Source organism: Priestia sp. 53B2 (assembly GCF_056099005.1).
Genome location: NZ_JBLZXA010000020.1, coordinates 727,681 through 748,830, shown reverse-complemented (window position 1 = coordinate 748,830; position 21,150 = coordinate 727,681). Strand labels below are relative to the sequence as shown.

Sequence of the window (21,150 nt, the reverse complement as noted above, 5' to 3'; positions counted from 1 at the left end):
GTCTATCATGACGCAAAAATGACGATATCCGTATTATAACAGGTATCAAAAACTATCGTCATCTTTTTCACTCATCAATCCCGTCTGTACGTTTTGCGTAAAAACCGAATAAATAAGTAAACATATATAATATTATAAGGAATTTACCTCTTTTTGCAAAAGGAAATTTGTTTATTTTGCAGAAAATTTCATCACATCATAGGATTTTAGCGACATTTTAATAGAGTAAGCGCTCCCCTCTCTTACGTCATATAATTCAATCCATTCAGCTGTTAAATTTGAAAGCAGTCTAGAGGAATATGAACGGCCTTGTTTCGTAAACGCAACGGCAAGCTGTGTATCTAATTGCTTCAAAAATGCATTCGAAAAAAACGTCCCTTCTCCAAAATTAGGAATTTTCAATACATCTACATGGGTAAGAGGAATGCGTAAAAACTTTTCTTCTACTTCATCTGAGCTGCTCATTGCATATAGAATCCGATGTTCTCCGATTGTAAATAATAGATCCATAGCCGCTGTTTTTTGCTTCGATGCATGCAAGACATCAACATGTATATTATTTGTTAACTGAAATAAATCATTTTCTCTCCACTTCTCTGTTTGAAACTCCGCCTGGTACTGAGCCGGGACAATAATACGCTCTATATGATAATCATTCACAGCTCGCTGAACATTTGAATCATAGTACTTTTGCTGTTTCGTAATTATTAACTGATTTATTTTTTTCACTTTATATCGCTGTATCCAATTCTTTAGCTCGGGATAGGAAGAGGCATTTCCGGTATTTATCAAAATGGTCTCTCCGCTTCCGTCTTGAATTAGACTTGCTTCTCCATCTGAAAGAGGTAAAAAAGTGATAACGACTTCATCAGCTTGTAAACCAAAATCTACGTTTTTAATAACGGCTGCTGAAACCGAACAGTTCATAAAACTAAAAAACAGTACAGCACTTATCAATATTTTAATCATACACTGTCCTCATTTGCTTATCATAGTATATTACTATCGTCTCTCAAGTGAAGAAACAGTATGCATAAAAAAAGACTTAAGCGTATGCTCAAGTCTTTTCATTCCACCATTCTTTGTAGTCCAGTAAGATATTCGAAAACGTTTTTTGAACAACCTGGACTTTTGGAAGTGAATGAAGGAAATGGTACCCATATGCTGTTCGCGTAATACGATTATCAAAAATAAATATAGCTCCTCGGTCACTTTTTGAACGAATCAACCGTCCAAATCCTTGTTTAAAACGGATAACGGCCTGAGGAAGTGAATAATTCATAAAAGGACTTTTCCCTTCTTTTTTCATCTGCTCAAATTTAGCTGTCAGCAGAGGTTGATTTGGAGATGAAAAAGGAAGTCTGACAATTACGAGACATGATAATAAATCTCCTGGCAGATCAATTCCTTCCCACAGGCTGTTTGTACCCAATAGAATGGAATGCTCAAACTGGCTGAAGTCTTTTAATAGTCTATTACGATTTCTAGTTGTGACTCCTTGACCGAGCAGTACAAATTCTTCAAGGTCGTTTAACTCTTTTAAATAACCATACGTAGCTTTCAACATGTCATATGAAGTAAAAAGCACCAGCATACGACCATTTGTTACTTTAGCTACGTCAAGAATACTTTCTGCCATCATAGCGCTATACTCATATAATGATACTTCGTTAACAGCAGGCGTATCTTGAGGAATATAGACTCTAGCTTGCTTCTCATAATCAAACTCGGAAGGGAGAATGAGTTGAGCAGGCTGAAAGTCATATAACCCTAGCTCTTGAATTAAATAATCAAATGTTCCATTCACCGTCAATGTAGCCGATGTTAAAATAACGCTTTGTTTCTTAGCGAAAAATTCATCAGCCAGCGTATCGGCAATGGAGGTAGGCTGACTATAGATATACGTAGCATTCGCTGCTCCTTTTGGTTCAATCTCAAACCACGTTACGTGATGACTCTGCTGTTTGAACAAAAGCTTTTCTATTTGCTGAGATATGTGTTCAAATCCTTTAACAGCCGTTTGAAATTCATGAAGAGACGACTGTTCATTTTTTGTGACTTTGTCATATAGTTCGTCAAAGGAATGTCTTGCCCCATCATTCCATGTAAAAAGATCGTGAATTAAAAAACGAATGCGCGACGCTGCTTCTTGAATAGCCGTCCAGTAATGCCCATGCTCTTTTTCCACTTTATATCGATAGCTGCTTCTTCCAATCTCGCCCTGCTGATTGCCGATTCTTTTTTGGACAAAAGAATGAATCAAACGAAATAAGTCATCGCACTCAGAATGAAGCTGCACAAACAGGTTTTGAAGAAGTTCAGTGTTAAGCTCGATGCTATATTTCACAAACGTATGATGAAGTTTTTTTAACAGCCCTTTGTCTTGAATGGTTCCGATTCGGTTTAATAGCGCATTAACCGCAAAATAATCTAAGCGCTCCCCCAGCTCTTCTCCAGCAATGTCTTCTAAGTGATGAGCCTCGTCAATAATAATCTGTTCATACTCAGGCAGCAGCTCATGATTACTCATCACATCCATCAACAGCAAGCGATGATTTGTCACTACTATATGGGCATTTTGCGCTCTGTTCTGCGCTCGTTCATAAAAAGAATAAAGTTTCCAAGGATGCTTAAAGTCACTTGGAGACGGATTGCTTTCATTTAGCTGTTCCCAAAAAAGTTTGCCGCCAGAAGGCAGGTTTATTTCATCGCTATCGCCCGTTTCCGTTTCCGTCAGCCAAATAAGCAGCTTCGCTTTTGTGAGGATCGCATCGTAATTATTATTGCGCTCTTTTAAGAGCTGAATAAATTTTCTTATACTAATGTAATGTTCTCTTCCTTTTAAAACAGCTGCCGTAACAGGAAACGGAACAATCTTTTCTAGAATGGGCACATCTTTTTCGATGATTTGCTGCTGAAGCGTTACCGTGTTAGTCGAGATAATGACTGGGTGATGATGAACAGAAGCATAAAACACGGCAGGAACTAAATAAGCGTAGGTTTTACCAATACCGGTCCCGGCTTCAATTAAAGCATGCTCATTACCTGCAAAGCACTCTTGTACAAAGTTCATCATCTCCCACTGCCCTTTTCGTTCTTCAAACAATGGCAGAGCCTGATGGAACAGCTTTTGCTTTTCAGTTTCAAATATTTCGTAAGTATGAGAGTGCTGCTTTTCATTAGCTGAATGCGGCTGATATTTGTTTAGCGCAATGCCATGTATAAATTCATACGAATCATCCTCGGCATAGCTTTTATCATCTATAACTTGTTGAATTAGTTCTCCAATTTCACTTTTAAAGTGCAAGCTTAGCGCATACAGCTGCTTTAAGGTTGTTAGAGGTAGCTTCTTTAATTTCTCAATTAATAACAGTAAAATACGTGCCGTTACTTCTGCATCACTGTCTGCTTGATGAGGGTTTTCATGTTCAATATGTAAATACTCAGCTAATTGGCTAAGTTTGTACCCATCAACTGTAGGCAGCAGAATCCGAGCCAGTTCGACGGTATCTACGGTTGAATTATAAAGCGTCTCCTCTCCGCACTGATAGAGTTCTTCTTGTAAAAAAGTTAAATCAAATGCCACATTATGTGCAACAAAATAAGCATCATCTAGCAATTCTATAATTTTAGGTGAAATTTCTTCAAATAAAGGTGCATCTTTCACCATATCATTTTGAATGTTAGTTAGTTGTGTAATAAAAGGCGGAATATCCATACCAGGATTTAAAAAACTAGAAAAACGTTCAACAATTTTGCCGTTTTCTACTATGACAGCAGCAAATTGAATCATTTTATCTCCTTGTTTTGGAGAATGTCCCGTCGTTTCAAGATCTACCACAACAAAGCGTTTATTCACGGTCAACACCTCGCAAGTCTGTCTTTTTATAGTATAAAGTGAAAGCCTGCTCTATATGCTTTAAAAGCGCAACTCCTTCTCGTGAAAAACAGAGAGGCTTTCATACATAGAAGTTTTACTTTAGTGTGTATAGAGGTTTATACCGTTCACTTACTAGAGTATGTATTCAAATAAAAATCCCCCTCATGAAGGGGGACTGTTCTTATAGAATTGTACCAGCTGGTTCTTGTTTAAGCAATTGTTGGATTTTATTCTGTTCATTCATAATCGCTACGGTTGGATGATGGTGAGCTACTTCTTCATTTGCTACGAGCGCATAAGAGATAATGATGATAATATCTCCCGGCTGCACGAGTCTTGCAGCAGCTCCATTTAAACAAACTACGCCGCTCCCTCGTTCACCGGGAATGACGTACGTTTCCAAGCGAGCTCCGTTATTATTGTTTACAATTTGGACTTTTTCGTTTGCTGTGATTCCTACTGCGTCGATGACATCTTCATCAATAGTGATGCTCCCAACATAATTTAAGTTGGCTTCAGTTACATAAGCTCTGTGTATTTTAGCATTCATCATCGTGCGAAACATTTAGTTATCCCCCTGTACGTCTACAATTACATTATCAATTAAACGGGCTTTAGAGAATTGAACAGCTAAAGCAATAATGATTTTTCCAGCGGCTTGCTCAATCGTTTTTAGCTCTGGATACGTATAAACATCGATATAATCCACTTTACCGCTCGTATGTTGCTCATTTTCTTTTCGAATGGCCTGTTTAAGGATTTCTACTTGCTTCTCTCCGCTTTCAAGAAGCTGCAGAGCGCTTTGTAAACTCTTAAATAAAACAGGTGCCTCTTCTCTTTCTTTATCTGTTAAATATACGTTACGAGAACTTTTAGCTAATCCATCTGCTTCTCTCACCGTGTCTACTGCTCTAAGCTCCACTGGGAAATTAAAGTCTTCAATTAAGCCATCTACCACAGCAACTTGCTGTGCATCTTTTTTACCAAAGTATGCACGATCTGGTGTTACAATATGAAAAAGCTTTGTTAGTACCGTGGCTACTCCGTCAAAATGGCCGGGGCGCTTCTGTCCACACAATACGTCTACACGATCTGTCACGGTTATAGCAACTGAACAGCTTGACTTATACATTTCCTCTACTGAAGGATAAAATAAATAGTCGACGTTAGCTTCTTTTGCCACGCGCTCATCGCGTTCAAAATCTCTTGGATACGTATCAAAATCTTCATTTGGTCCAAATTGAGTCGGGTTCACAAAAATACTTAGCACCACCACTTCATTTTCTGTGCGAGCCGCTCCAAGCAAAGTAGCATGGCCTTCATGCAAATAGCCCATCGTCGGGACAAATCCAATTGAACGTCCAAGCTGCCTTTCTTTTTTCATCTCCTGCTGCATGTCTTTAATTGTTGTAATGACTTTCATCTTATTTCCCTCCGTACAGTGCCGTTAACTGCTCTTCTTTCATTGAAAAAATATGTGCTTCTTTCGGAAACTCTCTTTTTTTCACTTCACTTACATACTGTGAAAGCCCCTGTAAAATAGGCTCATTTATTTTCGCAAATGACTGAACGAATTTTGGCACACGCTCTACGCCGTACGTTAATACATCGTGGTATACAAGTACTTGACCATCCGTGTCAGCTCCTGCTCCAATTCCGATTGTGGGAATGCTTAAGCGTTCAGCTACTTGTTTTGCTACTTGTTTAGGAACACACTCTAATACAACAGCAATAGCTCCCGCCTGCTCACACTTGATCGCATCTTGGATTAGCTGTTTTGCTTCTTTCGCTTCTTTCCCTTGCACTTTATAACCGCCCAGGACGCCGACAGACTGAGGAGTTAACCCGAGATGTGCAACAACCGGAATACCAGCTTGCGTCAATTCTGAAATTGTATAGAGAACATCGTTTGCACCTTCTACTTTTAAGGCATGAGCTCCGCTTTCCTGCATAATACGAGCAGCATTTTTCATCGTGTCTTCTTTCGACACGTGATAGGACATAAATGGCATGTCGGTGACGATAAATGTATCAGCAGCTCCTCTTTTAACCGCTTTTGTATGATGAATCATATCATCTACCGTTACAGGAATCGTAGAGTCATATCCTAAAACGACCATTCCTAGAGAATCGCCTACTAAAATCATGTCTACGCCTGCTTCCTCAGCGTACTTAGCTGACGGATAATCGTATGCAGTCAGCATCACAATTGGTTCATTGTTTTGTTTCATACGTAAAAAATCTAATTTTGTTTTCACTAACTTTCTCCTCCTTCTCAGAGGAGATGAGCGCACGTCTGCACACAAAAAGCCCTTCTACCTATAAAAGGAAGAAGGACTTTGACAGACTTCATCTATAAAAAGCACACTTTCCCTAATGTGCTTACCTACGCGTCATCCCTCTGTCCTAGTCCTTAATGGATCAAGGCAGATTTATTGTCGTATTAAAAATAAACAAACGAGTATCAAGTGAAGTTCTTGCGATACTACCTTGATACTCGTATTATAATAAAAATTTCTTTATTTTTCTACTATTTTTTAGCAGAGAGCTCAATATCTGCAGAATGAATTCGGTGTATAACTCCTTCATCATCTTCAATCAATAAAACGCCTTCATCTGTTATACCTTTTGCAAAGCCTTCAATGTTAGCTGTCATCGTGCGCGCTATAATTCGCTTGCCAATACTGATCGCATACGTTTCCCAAAGAACTTTAATTAAACCAAAGCCATTTTTTAAGTATTCTTCATAAAGGGTTTCTAACTTTAAGAAAAACGCTTGCATCAAAGCCGCACGATTAATTTCTTCACCTTTTTCAATACGTAAAGATGTGGCAATGTGTTTGATTTGTTCATTAAAATCCGTTTCCTGCTGATTCACATTGATGCCAATTCCAATGATGACCGAATGAATCCGGTCAAAATCAGCCTGCATTTCTGTTAAAATCCCAACTAGCTTCTTCCCATTTAATAAAACATCATTCGGCCATTTAATGTCTGGAGAAAGGTTCGTCACTTCTTGAATGGCCTGTACAACAGCCACTGCTGATAGTAGAGTCAGCTGAGGAGCCTGCTGCGGAGGGATAGAAGGACGCAGTATAATACTCATCCAGGCACCAGTATATTTTGGGGAATACCAAGCTCTATCAAGTCTTCCTCTCCCTGCCGTTTGCTCTTCAGCAACTACAACCGTTCCTTCTTTTGCTCCTTCTTGAGCAATTCGATGAGCAATTTTCTGAGTAGAATGCACGCTTTCCTCATAATGAATATACTGACCGATTTTTGTTGTTTGGAGCCCTAATAAAAGCTCGTTGCTGCTTACTTTGTTCGGCTTCCCAACAATGCGATAGCCTTTTTTACGAACAGCTTCAAGTTCATAGCCGTCTTTTCGCAGCTCTTCGATATGCTTCCATACAGCTGTTCTTGAACAGCCTAATAAATCGCTGATCTTTTGGCCGGACACATAGTCCCCATCTGCGTTCGTAAACATTTCAAGCAGCGTTCTTCTTATATCTGACTGCAAGACTGCACCCACTTTCTTATTGAAGATTTCGTGTTCATTAACTCATTGTATAGAACTTTCTCCTCAATTTCTTTTAACAGTTGAGACACCCATGGACCACCCTTTTTACCTGTCCACACTAAAAGATCTTGACCATTTATATCTAAATCTTTTAAAGAATGAATAGGCAGCTCGCTATAGATGTAAAGAAGCTCATGTTCATTCATATACTCATTGTTTCGAAGAAGTTGTAAAATACGATTCACGCTTACGCTGGCCTGCTCTCCAATTGTATACATGATGCGTTTTGACCATCCATTTTCCAAAACGTCTCGAAGACCAATAGACTGAAGCTGAATATCTTTAATTTGCTTATTAGATAATTTCCAGCTTTTAAAAAATGCCTGCTTGTCTTGAATGTCGAGTAGATGTACCAGAAGTGTCCATGACTCCGATACTCGCTGAAGCATCATCCAATCGTGTGCACAAACAGATCGGAATTTTTGCGGATCTACATTCAATTGGGGCAAGTAGCGATACAGCTCCGTATCTGCTACAAGTGCTAATGCTAAAGACGGACGCTTTCCGCTCAGCATTTTTTCGAATTCAACTGTAATGCGTTCAATAGAAACATGCCTCAGCAGTTCACCGTATTGCTGAATGGCTCTTTTAGTTTGATCAGACAGCGAAAACGCCAGCTGACTGACAAAGCGAACGGCTCTCATCATACGAAGAGCATCTTCATGAAAGCGTTCTTTAGCATTTCCGACAGTGCGAATTAACTGGTTTCGCAAATCTTCTCTTCCATTAAATGGATCAATGATTTCTCCTTTTGCATTCATAGCCATTGCATTGATTGTAAAATCGCGACGCTGCAAATCTTCTATCAGAGACGAAATAAACGTAACGGACGAGGGGCGACGAAAATCATCATATTCTCCCTCAGAGCGAAAAGTGGTTACCTCATAGGTCTCGTTCTCATGGACAACGACAACCGTACCATGCTCGATTCCTACATGAATCGTCTTAGGAAAGAGTTCCATCACTTGTTCAGGTCTAGCTGACGTAGCGATATCAATATCTCCAATCGTCCGATTTAAAATGAGATCCCGGACCGCTCCTCCAACAAAATACGCTTCGTAACCGGCTGTCTCCAGTTTTTCAATAATATAAAGCGGATGAATGAACGGTTCTTTCATAACTTCCTCCATTCTTCAACCCTGTACCAATTTATAATAAAGTTTTTCATATTGACTCACAATCTCTGTTGAATGAAATTTATGATTAACTGCGCTTAGAGACGCTTCCCTCATTTGGTGATGCAACTGTTCATTTTCAAGTAGCTGAATTGCTTTGCTCGCTGCCTCTTCGACGTCTCCCACTTCGCAAATATATCCTGTTTTTTCGTGTTCAATTACTTCGGGTATTCCGCCTATATTTGTTCCGATGCACGGAACACCACAAGCCATAGCTTCTAAAAGTACAAGCCCAAAGCTTTCTTTTTCAGATAATAACAGTTTTAAATCGCTAATCGAATATAGTTCTGCTACATTTTCTTGTTTCCCAAGAAATAACACAGAATCTTGAAGATTTAGCTCTCTTACTAATTGAGACACTACCGTCATTTCAGGGCCGTCTCCTACAAGGAGCAGCTTAGACTGAAGCTTTTTATTAATAATAGCAAATGTTTTGACTATATCTGTAACTCGTTTGACTTGACGAAAGTTTGAAATATGAATAACGACTTTTTCATTTTCTAATATGCCATACTCCGCTTTTAAATACTGAACTTCTTTTTTATGATAAACTCGTTCATCAATAAAATTATACATCGTTTCAATTTCTTTATCTGGACTAATCAAATGGTGAGTTTGATCAACAAGTGACTGAGATACAGCCGTCACTGCATCTGATTTCTCAATTCCAAATTTAATTAAATCTTTTAACGATGGATCCTCTCCTAGAACCGTAATATCTGTCCCATGAAGAGTCGTCACAATTTTCACTTCGTGCTCCACCATTTGTTTAGCTAAAATCCCGCAAACGGCATGGGGGATTGCATAGTGCGTATGAATAATGTCAAGCTTTTCTCTTTTAGCCACTTCAGCCATTTTACTGGATAAAGCGAGATCATACGGAGGGTATTTAAAGACGGAGTACTGATTTACATCTACTTCGTGAAAATAAATATTTGGATATACTTTCGTCAATCTAAAAGGCATGCTAGAGGAAATAAAATGAATTTCGTGCCCTTTTTCAGCCAGCAGCTTCCCTAGCTCCGTTGCTACCACTCCTGAACCTCCAACGGAAGCATAACATGTAATACCAATTTTTAACTTCATTTATTTTCCACCTACTAAATCGTCGTACATCAAAATCGGTTTTTTAGATAAAAAACCTTCACCGTATGTTACCCCGACTTCTTTGCCAAATAATTGCTCTCTGCTCTCTACCGTTTCAATATATCCGTTTACCAGCGGCGTATCAAACGTATCTGCTGTTTTTATAAATTGACTTTCATAAGCCTCTAGACTAGCTACTTTCTTTTGAAACGTGCTTGATACATCTACGACAAAATCTGGCTTATGAAATCCATTTATCATATAGAAATAAAGAGCCTCAGCACGATGAGCTTTTTGCTTCTTATAATCGATATAATTTTTAACGCCAGCTGAAAACATGGCCTCTTCTACAAGCTTTGCACAATTTCCATGATCAGGATGACGATCTTCAAAGTAAGGAGCAAATATAATCCTTGGTTGATACGTGCGAATAACTGATGCAATTTCAGCTATATACTCTGCCTTTAAAACCAAACCTCTGTCTGGCAAATCCAGATGAATTCGCTCATGAACACCTAAGACATTAGCAGCTTTGGACGCTTCTTGTTTTCGAATTTCAACCGTTCCATTTGAAGAAAGTTCAGCTTGCGTCAAATCGCAAATAACTACCTTCAAACCTTGTTCACTCATTCTTGCAATGGTTCCACCCATGCCGATTTCTACATCATCGGCATGAGCACCAAAGGCAAGGATATCTATTGTTTCTTTCATTATCTTCACCCTATTTTTTTATAATTGAACGCCAATGCAAATCGCCTCGTTCAAGTCCATGAATTAAAATCTCTGCTGTTCCCATATTCGTTGCAAGAGGAACCGCATAGACGTCACATAGGCGCATCAGAGCTGAAATATCAGGTTCATGAGGCTGAGCTGTTAACGGATCGCGGAAAAAAATAACCATATCCATTTCATTTTGAGCAATTAAAGCTCCTATCTCCTGATCTCCTCCAAGGGGTCCTGATTGAAAGCGGTGAACCTTCAAACCTGTTGCTTCTGAAATACGCGTTCCTGTTGTTCCTGTTGCGAACAGCGAATGTTCCTGTAAAATCGCTTGATAGGCTGTTGTGAATTGTACCATATCATTTTTCTTTTTATCATGTGCAATTAAGGCGATTTTCATTTTTCTCGCTCCTTAGTCAATAATATTTTCTAATCCATATACAAGTGTGTCTACGTTCATAACTGTATCAACAGCTAGCTTCACACCTGACATAAAAGAAGCACGGTTGTATGAATCATGACGGATTTTTAATGTTTGTCCAAATCCTCCGAACATCACTTCTTGGTGAGCAATCAGCCCTGGCAGGCGTACGCTATGTAGGCGGATTCCTTCATAATCTGCACCGCGCGCCCCTTCTAGCAATTCTTTTTCCTCAGGATGACCCTGTTTTTTTGCTTCACGAACTTCACTGATAAGCTCCGCTGTTTTTAAGCCTGTTCCTGATGGTGCATCTAACTTTTGATCGTGATGCATTTCAATAATTTCAACATCATCAAAGTATTTAGCTGCCATTTGTGAAAACTTCATCATTAAAATAGCGCCAATCGCAAAATTAGGTGCAATGATACAGCCAAGTTCCTTCTCTTCAGCAAGCTGCTTTAATTCTTTTAAATCTTCTTCTGAAAAGCCAGTTGTTCCTACAACAGGCCTTACTCCATATGTTAGGGCTGTTTTAGTATGAACGCGCCCAATTTCAGGTGTTGTCAAGTCAACTAAAACATCTGCCTTAACGTCTTGAAAACATTTTTCAATATCCGTGTAGATTGGCGCTTGTACATTTGGCATTCCTTCAATATCACTTATGTATTTTCCTTCATTGATACGATCTACCGCTGCTACTAATTCAAAATGCTCTGTTTCTTCTATTAATAATACAGCTTCTTTTCCCATACGACCTCTTGGTCCTGCAAGTACAATTCGAATTTTGTCCATTCTTTTTCTCTCCTTAGTCTTCTTTTTTCGTCCAGCGATCTTTGTCACGCGTATTAAATTTATTCATAACGCGATCATGCGCTTCTTGTAAATCAATATTTAATGAATTTGCAAAGCAAATTAATACAAATAAAATGTCGCCCATTTCTTCTTCGACCGTACGTTCTGCTTCAGTCGTTTTCTTCGGCTTTTCACCATAATAGTGGTTAATTTCGCGCGATAATTCGCCCACTTCTTCCGACATTCGCGCAAGCATAGCAAGAGGACTAAAATATCCTTCTTTAAATTGGCTAATATATGCATCAACTTCTTGCTGCATTTGTTCCATCGTTTTTTTTGACATCTTTTTATTTCACCTCTTTTAGAAGTACACTCAGCTTACTATTATAACATCTTTACTTCAAATTATTTAGTGTAATTACTTCTTCTTACCAAGCCTTTATCAGATGCTCTTTCACAATATTCCTCACGTTTCCCTTAATTCTCAAAAATCTGTCTATATTTTACGAATTGAGGATACTACTAATACATAGCACTAGAAGTAACATCATCACTTTTTACTATTTTCAAAAATCTTTTCGATAGTTATTTACGAAATGAAATATATTCCTTTATGATAAGGTAGTGCAAAAACGGTCATAGGAGGTTTGTAAGTATGAAAGGTCTCAGATTTAAAAATATTATTTTTATACTGCTTGGTGCTGCCATATTTGCGTTTGGACTTGTTAATTTTAACATGCAAAACAATTTAGCTGAAGGTGGATTCACAGGCATTACCCTGCTTTTATTTTTCTTATTTAACATTGATCCCTCTTATTCTAACTTAGTGTTAAATATTCCTTTGTTTTTTGTAGGGTGGAAACTATTAGGGAGAACAGCATTTATTTATACCATGCTCGGAGTCGTCAGCTTATCGCTATTTTTATGGATATTCCAGCGCTTCCCGGTGAATATGCCCCTGCGACATGATATGACTCTAGCAGCTCTTTTTGCCGGTGTTTTTATTGGAGTGGGTCTTGGTATTATTTTCAGGTTTGGAGGAACAACAGGAGGAGTCGATATCATCGCACGTGTTGTTCAAAAATATATCGGGTGGAATATGGGGAAAACGATGTTTCTTTTTGACTTTATTGTGATTAGTGCGTCTCTCATTTATTTATCCTACCGAGAAGCTATGTACACACTTGTTGCAGTTTTTGTCGCTGCACGGGTTATTGACTTTATGCAAGACGGCGCGTATGCCGCCAAAGGAGCAACGATCATTTCAAATCATAACGAAGCCATATCGGATAAAATTATGAAAGAAATGGATCGAGGCGTGACGATTTTAAAAGGACAAGGTTCTTTTTCTAAGCAAGATACCAACGTGCTATACTGTGTTGTTAGTAAAAATGAAATTTTCCGTTTAAAGCAAGTTATTACTTCTGTAGATCCACACGCATTCGTTGCAGTTACGGATGTTCATGATGTCTTGGGCGAAGGATTTACTCTTGATGAAAATAAAAAACCGCTTGAAAGATAAAAAAATACCGCATTAGCGGTATTTTTTATTAGTCGTCGTTATTCATTCCTGTATAAATCATGATTAAACGAACCAGCTCAAGAACTGCTACTGCTGCGGCTGCTACGTATGTTAAAGCCGCTGCGTTAAGCACTTTGCGCGTCTCGCGCTCTTCGTCATTTCGAATCGCTCCGACTGAGACGATTTGCGTCATTGCTCGGCTTGAAGCGTTAAATTCAACAGGCAGTGTTACAACCTGGAATACGACCGCTGCTGCCATGAAGATAATACCTAACAATAGCAACGGCTTAATCGACGCGATAATTCCAATCATAATTAAAATCCAAGAAGCGTTTGATCCAAGGCTTGCCACCGGCACAAGCGAGTGGCGAAGACGTAAAAACGAATAGTTTTCTTTGTCTTGAATCGCGTGTCCCACTTCGTGAGCCGCAACGGCAGCGCCTGCGACAGACGTTCCGTAATAGTTGTCTTCTGACAAACGAATTACTTTTGAACGAGGATCGTAGTGATCCGATAAAAATCCGCCTACAGGCTCTACGTGAACGTTGTACAACCCGTTTTCATCCAAAATTTTTCTTGCTACTTCTGCGCCTGTCATTCCTGATGAGTTGCTTACTTGTGAATATTTTTTGTAAGCACTTCTCACCTTAAACTGTGCCCAAATTGGCACAAGGATAATAATGAGAAAATAAATCAAAAAGCTCATTTACCCACACCTTTCATTATGTGTTTGACTACTCTTTTATTTTAGACAACTCTGCGCTTTTACGTCAATCATTACGCCCTCTAGCTGACTTTCTTTTCTGGTCAGCGAAATATTTTCGCGCTCCTACATAAAAAAGTGTAGCAATAATAATACTTCCGGTGGTAATTGTAACCCAAATAAAAGACGGGTCTGTACGATTTTCTTTTACTTGTTCAAAAAAACCTTTTAAGTTTTGTTCCATTTGGTTAAACTGCTCATCGTTAATCTCACTTAGCGTTCCCTCAGTTTGTAAAAAGTGAACGTCCGCGCTCACACGCTGTACGTAGGGAGACGACACGTCTACCTGCGCGCTCGGTAAGATCATATCATATTCCTTCAAAAATTGCTTAAGCTGCGCTTCATAAGCCGCTTGTTCTCCTTTTACCGCTTCATTTCTCATCTCTTTAAATGTTGCTAGCATACTCCCTTCGAGCTCAGTCCACATAGGCTGATGCTTGCTGTGCAGCGCATCGACTAATAATCGAAATTGAGTAGCTTTTTGAAGACGTTCTTCATCACTGGAATCAGAAGATAAAAGAGACCTTTCTACCTGTTCATAACAAAGAGTTAAAATACGTATATCTTCGGCCGATACGCCCAAAGAAGCTGTATTGAGACTGGTAAATTCATTCGAAAAGTTTCTGAACAAATGTTGGGCTGCTTTATACTCCTTTTGCTCTACAAGCGATAGCGTTTGATCAGATAAGTTATCAAGCTTTTCCCACTGCCCTTCAGCTGCATGTACAGTAGTCGTATATGCAAAGAAAAGTACGAGCAATATTCCTACTATTCTTCCTTTCATTCTCGTCCCTCCTCTAACCTCTACTAAAACTTATGAGAAAGAGGACAAGAGTAGACCTATTTTCAAAAGGAAGTTTTGATCTTACTATTCATTCATCGGAGTGATAAAGTTTTGCGTATAATATTTCTCATATACACCTACACCAAGACGCGTAAACTCTTTATTGAGTAAAGCCTTACGATGTCCCTCACTATTAAGCCACCCTTCAACCGCAGCGATTCCATCCTGATAATTCGAGGCAATATTTTCGCCCGCGATACGATATACTACATCACCTTTTTGCAGACGGTTGCCTAAATCACCTTGTGCTGGTGAAACGTGAGAGAAATAGTTTAAGTCGCTCATTTCTTTGCTGTGTAAATAAGCTACTCCGGCAGTGGCTTCGTCCCAAGCTAAAGGTGACAGCTGAAACCGGTCTCGAATTACATTTGTAATATCGATAATTTGCTGTTCTTCTCCTTCTTGGACACTTTTCCACTCATCCGATGTTAATGACGGAGCTGTTGGAAGCTCACCGCGATAAACGATTTCGTACGGACGCTGTTTTAATAGCGTGTTCATGTCCATAATTCGAATACTTGAGATTGTATTAAGGAACTGATCAAAATATAGTTGGACGTATACATCTCCATATTTAATAATTGGGCGCATTTTCATATCCTCTTCACTCAGACGAAATCGGTATTCATTTCCGTCTTTTTGAAGCGTGAGTTCGGATGAAAGTGAAACTCTTTTTTCTACTTCCTCTCGCTTCTCACCAATCTCAAAAGGATCTGTATTTGTTTTTGAACCAATGACGTATACAGATACGACTTGATTATTTTCTACTCCTACCTGCGCATACGTTTGACGATTCTTTTTGTAAATCCACCAGTCATAGCCATATGCAGAAGAATCAATACGATCCGGCTCTCCAAGCATTCCAATCAGCTGTTCTGAATGATCTCCAATGAGCTTCATCATATTTTCACTTTGTTTTTCATAAGAAGCCACTTCTTGTGTAGGCTGACTTTTGGAATCCGTTTGGTTTTGCTCAATATTTTGACCCGTTAGATATTTTTCTAGCTGAGGTAAATAATCCTCCGCGTATACAAATGCCACTATTAATACGAGAATAAAAATAACTTTTTTCAGCTTTTCTTCCTCTCCTTACACCTGTTTTCTTTACCTGTTTAACTTATTTTTATCTCTATTATACATGCATTCAAAAAAAAATAGCTATTGGTATGAAGGAAACAAAAGAAAAAGCCAACTATTTACGAATATACTGCAAACAGTTGGCTTAGTTGGCTTTCGCTTTTTAATGCGTTTGTTCTGAAATGTCTGAGAGCGCTTCTCCTGCACGTTCATTTGCATAGCGAAACGTTGATAAATCACCTAGCGATACAATCCCTACTAGCTTTTGGTTTTCCACAACAGGAAGACGACGGATTTGATGTTGAGCCATAAGCTTAGCAGCTTCTTCTACAGAGGCTTCCGCTGTAATAGTTATAAGCTCTTCACTCATAACATCCGTTACTTTACTTGAATTTGGCTTCTTTTCTGCAATGCCTTTTATAACTAAGTCTCGATCTGTAATCATTCCTACTAGCTGATCTCTATCGACAATTGGAATTGCTCCTACATTCCATTCCTTCATTTTCACTGCCACTTCATATACGTTATCGAGCGTGGTGCATGTTTCCGTATCAGCTGTCATTACCTCTTGTACAGTTTTCATTGTTTTATCCTCCTTTACATAATGTGTTCGCTTTATAGTGTGACCAACTTTTTAGTAAACTTTCGTATTTAAAACGTTTAAATAAAAATAGATAACGTTTACATTTTTCCTTATTAGATATTGCAAGTTTTATCCATTCGGCTTATGATTTAATTGGGGTATATCTGTTTTGGGAGGGAGTTCATATGAAATTTGAATATGCAAAATTTGATTCATTAAAGGTTGATTTAGATTTATTAGATGAGATTATGCATCAATTTGGTCTGGTCCGCGCCGGACAATGGGATTATGAACGCGTCACGTACGATCGAAAATTCGAGTTTCAGCGAGATACCTTCTATTTGCGAGTCCAAGGACATGCTATTTCAGGCGATGTAGGGGGCAGACATGCTGTTATTCATCTTATGACACCTCTACTAGGCAAACATTATTATCCTCACGGTGTAGAATATGGAGACGGCGAATACTTTCCGCCATCCCTTGTAGAACAGTGTGAAAAGATATTAACACAAATCAAATCACAGCTTGAAACCGTTCAGCTATAGAAGTAAAAGAGGCTGAGACAAAGTATGTTAGTTGAAGTTAAATGCGAACTACTAATCAAAATTATTGATTGGTAGTTCGTTTTTTGTTGTCATATTGAACGTAGGTTTCGTGTAGCTGCTTCTAGCAGTTGATCGGAGAGCAAGGCAAAAACTCCTGCGGGAAAAGCGGCACATATGAGAACCGGCAGGAGCAAAAGCGACGAGGAGGCTCACCGCCCGCCCGCGGAAAGGGAAGCCTTGCATGGAAATCAACCGCGGTTTCACAAGCGGTTCAGCTCCTTTATCCCATTTGTTTGTCTTTAGTTTGGATTGATGTAGTTATGTCGCGATCTGTTTTTAATTCAAAGGAGGAGTAGATGGGATCTCCTTTGCTTTTATATCTTGACGTTCACTAAAATCAGGCATGTACGTATCTTTCTCTCGTTCTTGTCGAGCCCACTGAAAAAAAATAAAGCCTAAAACCGTTCCATACACAATTTCTTGAATGATCTTCATAATAACGCCGCCTAGCTGCTGATCTTCCACGGGCGGCAGCCTATTAAACATCTCGGGAGCAAGCTGCCCTAAACTTGCAATCATAGAAGGCGGTACACAAAGGGAAAGAGCTTGTACCCAAGCGCTTGAGTCTGTATACGTCGCATATAAAGAATGATTTGCAAAAATAATCAGCGCGCACGCTGGAGTAAGGAGTACGCCATCTGCAAAAATGTATCCAAGCTTTTTTAAAGAACTTAGCGTTTGTTCTTCTTCTAGCTGATTAACGAGTGGCCACCACATGCAAAATGCAGCGATAAATAATATAACACTCACGATTCCGTGGAGCATCATATCCGTTTTAATAAAATCAAAAAGCAGCGGAATATGATACAAAGAGAATAACCCATTGAATAATAGTAGCGCAATTAAGGGCTTTGTAAAGAATTTAAAAACAGGTTTAACCCCTCTTACATAAATACCACAACGAGCTAACCACGGCGGAATTCCTAAAATAAAAAGCGGAGGAATCACCAAGTAAACGATTGCCATTTGCGTCATATGAGCACTAAACATAAAATGCCCTAGTAAATCTACAGGTCCTCCTTTACATATATATAAAAGAACCATGCTAATAACAAAATACGCTTTTGTTTTTCTGTTTACGGCCATCGCTCCTCTAAAATTCCCTCTCCATCTACCAACGATGAAAAAATATAAGACGGTCACCAGACAAATGGTTAAAAAATAGTAAGGACTCCAAAGTGCTTCAAAACCAAACATCTGCAAATTGTTAATCAACGTCTATTCCTCCTTCTACAGATGATGAAAAGGACTGGCGCATGCCAGCCCTTCTCTTTACCACCAAATAATGGTTACAAAAGCTAAAATGGTTAAAAGAGCTACCAATACGCCTGAATACAAGAAAAATGCTGGTATGGTATGTCCTTTGTGGTTCATATGCATGAAATAATAAAGTTGAAAGATGACTTGAACAACGGCCAAGAGCACAATCACCGGCATAATGTACCATCCGCTAAACTCTTGATAAACCGCAAAAAAAGCAATTAGTGTTAGAAACAACATCATCCCAAAAGAGATAACTTGCATCTTCATATCTTCTGCGTTTCTTTTTTTACGATAATCTAAATTGAGCCTTGGGTTATCTGAGTTTGATTGATTTGTCGTCATCAGCTTATCCCACCATTCCCATTAAGTATACAACCGTGAAAATAAAGACCCAAACCACATCGATAAAGTGCCAGTATAAACTTGCTACATAATATTTTGGGGCGTTATATAAGTTTAGTCCCCGCTTCGCATTTCGAATCATCAAAGAACCAATCCAAAGCAATCCGAACGTTACGTGAGCTCCGTGTGTCCCAACCAGCGCGTAGAAAGAAGAACCGAATGCGCTGCTTGTAAACGTATGCCCTTCATGAACATAATGCCTGAACTCATAAATTTCTAGCCCTAAAAACGCTAAACCTAAAAGCCACGTAACGCCTAACCATAGCTGCATCTTTTTAAATTCAAAATTTTTCATATGATACATAGCATATACGCTTGTTAATGAACTTGTTAATAAAATCATAGTCGCTGCAAATACAAGCTTAATATCAAATAATTCTTCTGGCTTAGGCCCTGACATGGTTGAGTTGCGCAAAGCTAAATAAGTAGCAAAAAGGGAAGCAAACAAAACCGTCTCTCCGCCTAAAAAGAGCCAAAAGCCAGTAAATTTATTTTTCCCTTCAAGCGTTGCTTTTTCAGGCGAAGCAGGGAAAGTTTCAGCAGTTAGCTTTTGTTCAGTCTCCATTACATCTTCGCCTCCTTGTCATCATCAACTAAGTCTTCTTTGTGAATATGAAAGCCGTGATCATCAATCCATGAACGGAAGAACATTGATAAAAACATGACGATCATTCCAATAATCCCTACAATATCTCCCCACGCATGATCATTTCGATACAAAAAGCCAATCCCTGCAATAAACATTCCAAGCGATATCATAAATGGAATAAACGACGAGTTTGGCATATGAATATCACCAAGAGGTTCGGCTGGCGTCATTTCTTTATTTCCTGCCATTTTTTCAATCCAATATGCATCTAACCCGCGTACAAGCGGCGTTTGTTTAAAGTTATACTCTGGAGGCGGAGATGAAATAGCCCATTCTAATGTACGTCCGTCTCCCCAAGGGTCTCCTCCTACCTTTTGTCCTTTGGCAGTTGTTTTTATAATATTAACAAGTAAAATGAGCGTAGCAACCGCCATGAAAGCAGCTCCTGATGAACTGATTGCATTCCCAAGGTCGAGACCTTGATTAGGCAAGAACGTCCATACGCGGCGAGGCATCCCCATTAGGCCCAAGAAATGCTGAATAAAGAACGTTAAGTGGAAACCAATCAAAAAGAGCCAAAACGTTGCTTTGCTTAACTTTTCATCTAACATCTTCCCAAACATTTTTGGCCACCAGTATGTGACACCTGCTAATATAGCGTAGACGACACCGCCTACGATAACGTAATGGAAGTGGGCAACGATAAAATAAGAATCTTGAAATTGATAATCTGCAGGTGCTACAGCTGCCATAACTCCTGTTACTCCCCCGATAACAAATGATGGAATAAAGGCGACAGCATACAGCATTGGAGACGTAAACTCAATACTTCCTCCCCAAAGCGTAAACAGCCAGTTGAAAATTTTAATTCCAGTTGGAACGGCGATAGCCATCGTAGCGACAGCAAAAATGGCATTTGCAATCGGACCAAGTCCAGTTGTAAACATGTGGTGAGCCCACACCATGAACCCTAAAAATCCGATTAATACGGTAGCAAAAACCATCGACGAGTACCCGAATAATCTCTTTCTTGAAAAAGTAGGTAAAATTTCAGAGAAAACACCAAACGCTGGAAGAATTAAAATATATACTTCCGGATGACCGAATATCCAGAAAAGATGTTCCCAGATAATGGTGTTTCCACCCATTGTAGCGTCAAAAAAGTTCCCACCAAATAAGCGGTCAAAAATCATTAAAAACAATCCAACCGTCAGTGCTGGAAACGCAAACAAAATAAGAGCTGATGCAACAAACGTCGTCCACGTAAACAGCGGCATACGCATATAAGTCATACCTGGCGCCCTCATGTTAATGATTGTCACGAGAAAGTTGATACCTGAAATCAATGTCCCGGCTCCCGAAATCTGCAAACCTATCGCATAAAAATCAATGCCGTGACCAGGTGATGCAATAGACAGCGAAGCATAGGATGTCCAACCTGCATCAGGTGCTCCTCCTAAAAACCAGCTTAGATTTAAAAAGAGTCCCCCAAAGGCAAACAACCAAAAACCTAACAAATTTAAAAATGGAAATGCTACATCTCGAGCTCCAATTTGCAGCGGAACAACTGCATTCATCATCGCAAAAAGAAGCGGCATTGCGGCTAAGAAAATCATTGTTGTTCCATGCATTGTTAAAATTTCATTATACGTTCCTGCACTGACAAAGTCATTGCTTGGTATAGCAAGCTGAATACGTATAAATAGCGCTTCCACTCCTCCGACTAGAAAAAAGATACCGCCGGCAATTAAATAAAGAATGGCGATTTTCTTATGGTCAACGGTTGTCATAAAGTCCCAAATTGTTCCACCTACACCCTTCTTTTGACTGAGTGTACTCATCGCTAAA

At 39.2% G+C, this 21,150-nt stretch carries 23 protein-coding genes; 3 read left to right on the top strand and 20 right to left on the bottom strand.

What is annotated here, in order from left to right; genetic code table 11:
• Nucleotides 1-171: 171 nt before the first annotated feature.
• The 12 genes from ACN6NE_RS17925 to ACN6NE_RS17870 form a co-directional block, all read right to left on the bottom strand.
• Nucleotides 172-969 (bottom strand): ComEC/Rec2 family competence protein, encoded by a 798-nt coding sequence (locus ACN6NE_RS17925; RefSeq protein WP_474326288.1) that lies wholly within the window; start codon nucleotides 967-969, stop codon nucleotides 172-174.
• 88 nt (nucleotides 970-1,057) lie between these two features.
• On the bottom strand, nucleotides 1,058-3,859 hold the full coding sequence (dinG, locus tag ACN6NE_RS17920; RefSeq protein WP_474326286.1) for an ATP-dependent DNA helicase DinG: 2,802 nt from the start codon (nucleotides 3,857-3,859) through the stop codon (nucleotides 1,058-1,060).
• Nucleotides 3,860-4,061: 202 nt separating this feature from the next.
• Nucleotides 4,062-4,445: an aspartate 1-decarboxylase gene (gene panD / locus ACN6NE_RS17915; protein WP_129707177.1), complete on the bottom strand. Its 384-nt coding sequence runs from the start codon at nucleotides 4,443-4,445 to the stop codon at nucleotides 4,062-4,064.
• The gene (gene panC / locus ACN6NE_RS17910) at nucleotides 4,446-5,303 is read right to left on the bottom strand and encodes a pantoate--beta-alanine ligase (protein ID WP_474326283.1); all 858 of its coding nucleotides are present in this window, start codon (nucleotides 5,301-5,303) and stop codon (nucleotides 4,446-4,448) included. It lies immediately after the preceding gene.
• A 1-nt stretch (nucleotide 5,304) separates the two neighbouring features.
• Nucleotides 5,305-6,138, bottom strand: a complete 834-nt coding sequence (gene panB, locus ACN6NE_RS17905; RefSeq protein ID WP_474326280.1) for a 3-methyl-2-oxobutanoate hydroxymethyltransferase — start codon at nucleotides 6,136-6,138, stop codon at nucleotides 5,305-5,307.
• Between the two features lie 272 nt (nucleotides 6,139-6,410).
• Nucleotides 6,411-7,400: a bifunctional biotin--[acetyl-CoA-carboxylase] synthetase/biotin operon repressor gene (locus ACN6NE_RS17900; RefSeq protein ID WP_013056096.1), complete on the bottom strand. Its 990-nt coding sequence runs from the start codon at nucleotides 7,398-7,400 to the stop codon at nucleotides 6,411-6,413.
• Nucleotides 7,385-8,578, bottom strand: a complete 1,194-nt coding sequence (locus tag ACN6NE_RS17895; protein WP_129707171.1) for a CCA tRNA nucleotidyltransferase — start codon at nucleotides 8,576-8,578, stop codon at nucleotides 7,385-7,387. Before ACN6NE_RS17895 ends, ACN6NE_RS17900 begins: the two co-directional genes overlap by 16 nt.
• 15 nt (nucleotides 8,579-8,593) lie before the next feature.
• Complete coding sequence (bshA, locus tag ACN6NE_RS17890) at nucleotides 8,594-9,721, bottom strand: N-acetyl-alpha-D-glucosaminyl L-malate synthase BshA (RefSeq protein WP_013056094.1); 1,128 nt, start codon at nucleotides 9,719-9,721, stop codon at nucleotides 8,594-8,596.
• Nucleotides 9,722-10,432 (bottom strand): bacillithiol biosynthesis deacetylase BshB1, encoded by a 711-nt coding sequence (bshB1, locus tag ACN6NE_RS17885; protein ID WP_474326275.1) that lies wholly within the window; start codon nucleotides 10,430-10,432, stop codon nucleotides 9,722-9,724.
• A 10-nt stretch (nucleotides 10,433-10,442) separates the two neighbouring features.
• Nucleotides 10,443-10,841, bottom strand: a complete 399-nt coding sequence (gene mgsA, locus ACN6NE_RS17880) for a methylglyoxal synthase (RefSeq protein WP_013056092.1) — start codon at nucleotides 10,839-10,841, stop codon at nucleotides 10,443-10,445.
• Nucleotides 10,842-10,853: 12 nt separating this feature from the next.
• Nucleotides 10,854-11,654, bottom strand: a complete 801-nt coding sequence (dapB, locus tag ACN6NE_RS17875; RefSeq protein ID WP_013056091.1) for a 4-hydroxy-tetrahydrodipicolinate reductase — start codon at nucleotides 11,652-11,654, stop codon at nucleotides 10,854-10,856.
• Nucleotides 11,655-11,667: 13 nt separating this feature from the next.
• Nucleotides 11,668-11,997 carry a nucleotide pyrophosphohydrolase gene (locus ACN6NE_RS17870; protein ID WP_013056090.1) on the bottom strand — a complete coding sequence of 110 codons (330 nt, stop codon included), beginning with the start codon at nucleotides 11,995-11,997 and terminating at the stop codon, nucleotides 11,668-11,670.
• Between the two features lie 312 nt (nucleotides 11,998-12,309).
• Between ACN6NE_RS17870 and ACN6NE_RS17865 the strand changes: the two genes are divergently transcribed.
• On the top strand, nucleotides 12,310-13,176 hold the full coding sequence (locus ACN6NE_RS17865) for a YitT family protein (protein WP_013056089.1): 867 nt from the start codon (nucleotides 12,310-12,312) through the stop codon (nucleotides 13,174-13,176).
• Nucleotides 13,177-13,204: 28 nt separating this feature from the next.
• Here the strand turns inward: ACN6NE_RS17865 and ACN6NE_RS17860 are convergent, their stop codons facing one another.
• The 4 genes from ACN6NE_RS17860 to ACN6NE_RS17845 all read right to left on the bottom strand — a co-directional run bounded on the left by ACN6NE_RS17860 (nucleotide 13,205) and on the right by ACN6NE_RS17845 (nucleotide 16,443).
• Complete coding sequence (locus ACN6NE_RS17860; RefSeq protein WP_013056088.1) at nucleotides 13,205-13,882, bottom strand: zinc metallopeptidase; 678 nt, start codon at nucleotides 13,880-13,882, stop codon at nucleotides 13,205-13,207.
• 64 nt (nucleotides 13,883-13,946) lie between these two features.
• Nucleotides 13,947-14,723, bottom strand: a complete 777-nt coding sequence (locus tag ACN6NE_RS17855; protein WP_129707167.1) for a sporulation protein YpjB — start codon at nucleotides 14,721-14,723, stop codon at nucleotides 13,947-13,949.
• A gap of 84 nt (nucleotides 14,724-14,807) precedes the next feature.
• A complete protein-coding gene (locus tag ACN6NE_RS17850) occupies nucleotides 14,808-15,824 on the bottom strand; it encodes a CAP domain-containing protein (protein WP_474326269.1) in 1,017 nt (338 codons plus the stop codon).
• A gap of 199 nt (nucleotides 15,825-16,023) precedes the next feature.
• On the bottom strand, nucleotides 16,024-16,443 hold the full coding sequence (locus ACN6NE_RS17845) for a CBS domain-containing protein (RefSeq protein ID WP_474326267.1): 420 nt from the start codon (nucleotides 16,441-16,443) through the stop codon (nucleotides 16,024-16,026).
• 185 nt (nucleotides 16,444-16,628) lie between these two features.
• On the opposite strand from ACN6NE_RS17845, the gene ACN6NE_RS17840 reads away from it, so the two are divergent.
• On the top strand, nucleotides 16,629-16,988 hold the full coding sequence (locus ACN6NE_RS17840) for a YugN family protein (RefSeq protein ID WP_013056084.1): 360 nt from the start codon (nucleotides 16,629-16,631) through the stop codon (nucleotides 16,986-16,988).
• A 128-nt stretch (nucleotides 16,989-17,116) separates the two neighbouring features.
• Nucleotides 17,117-17,344 (top strand): hypothetical protein, encoded by a 228-nt coding sequence (locus ACN6NE_RS17835; RefSeq protein WP_165351698.1) that lies wholly within the window; start codon nucleotides 17,117-17,119, stop codon nucleotides 17,342-17,344.
• Here ACN6NE_RS17835 and ctaG read toward each other — a convergent pair.
• Genes ctaG through ctaD form a run of 4 tightly spaced genes read right to left on the bottom strand, consistent with a single transcriptional unit; the run spans nucleotide 17,325 to nucleotide 21,143 of the window.
• Complete coding sequence (gene ctaG / locus ACN6NE_RS17830; RefSeq protein ID WP_474326263.1) at nucleotides 17,325-18,263, bottom strand: cytochrome c oxidase assembly factor CtaG; 939 nt, start codon at nucleotides 18,261-18,263, stop codon at nucleotides 17,325-17,327. The genes ACN6NE_RS17835 and ctaG overlap by 20 nt on opposite strands.
• A 57-nt stretch (nucleotides 18,264-18,320) precedes the next feature.
• Nucleotides 18,321-18,653, bottom strand: a complete 333-nt coding sequence (gene ctaF, locus ACN6NE_RS17825; protein WP_013082313.1) for a cytochrome c oxidase subunit IVB — start codon at nucleotides 18,651-18,653, stop codon at nucleotides 18,321-18,323.
• A gap of 4 nt (nucleotides 18,654-18,657) precedes the next feature.
• Nucleotides 18,658-19,278, bottom strand: a complete 621-nt coding sequence (gene ctaE / locus ACN6NE_RS17820; protein ID WP_013056081.1) for a cytochrome c oxidase subunit III — start codon at nucleotides 19,276-19,278, stop codon at nucleotides 18,658-18,660.
• Complete coding sequence (ctaD, locus tag ACN6NE_RS17815; protein WP_013082312.1) at nucleotides 19,278-21,143, bottom strand: cytochrome c oxidase subunit I; 1,866 nt, start codon at nucleotides 21,141-21,143, stop codon at nucleotides 19,278-19,280. The genes ctaE and ctaD overlap by 1 nt, the downstream gene beginning before the upstream one ends.
• Nucleotides 21,144-21,150: the final 7 nt, after the last annotated feature.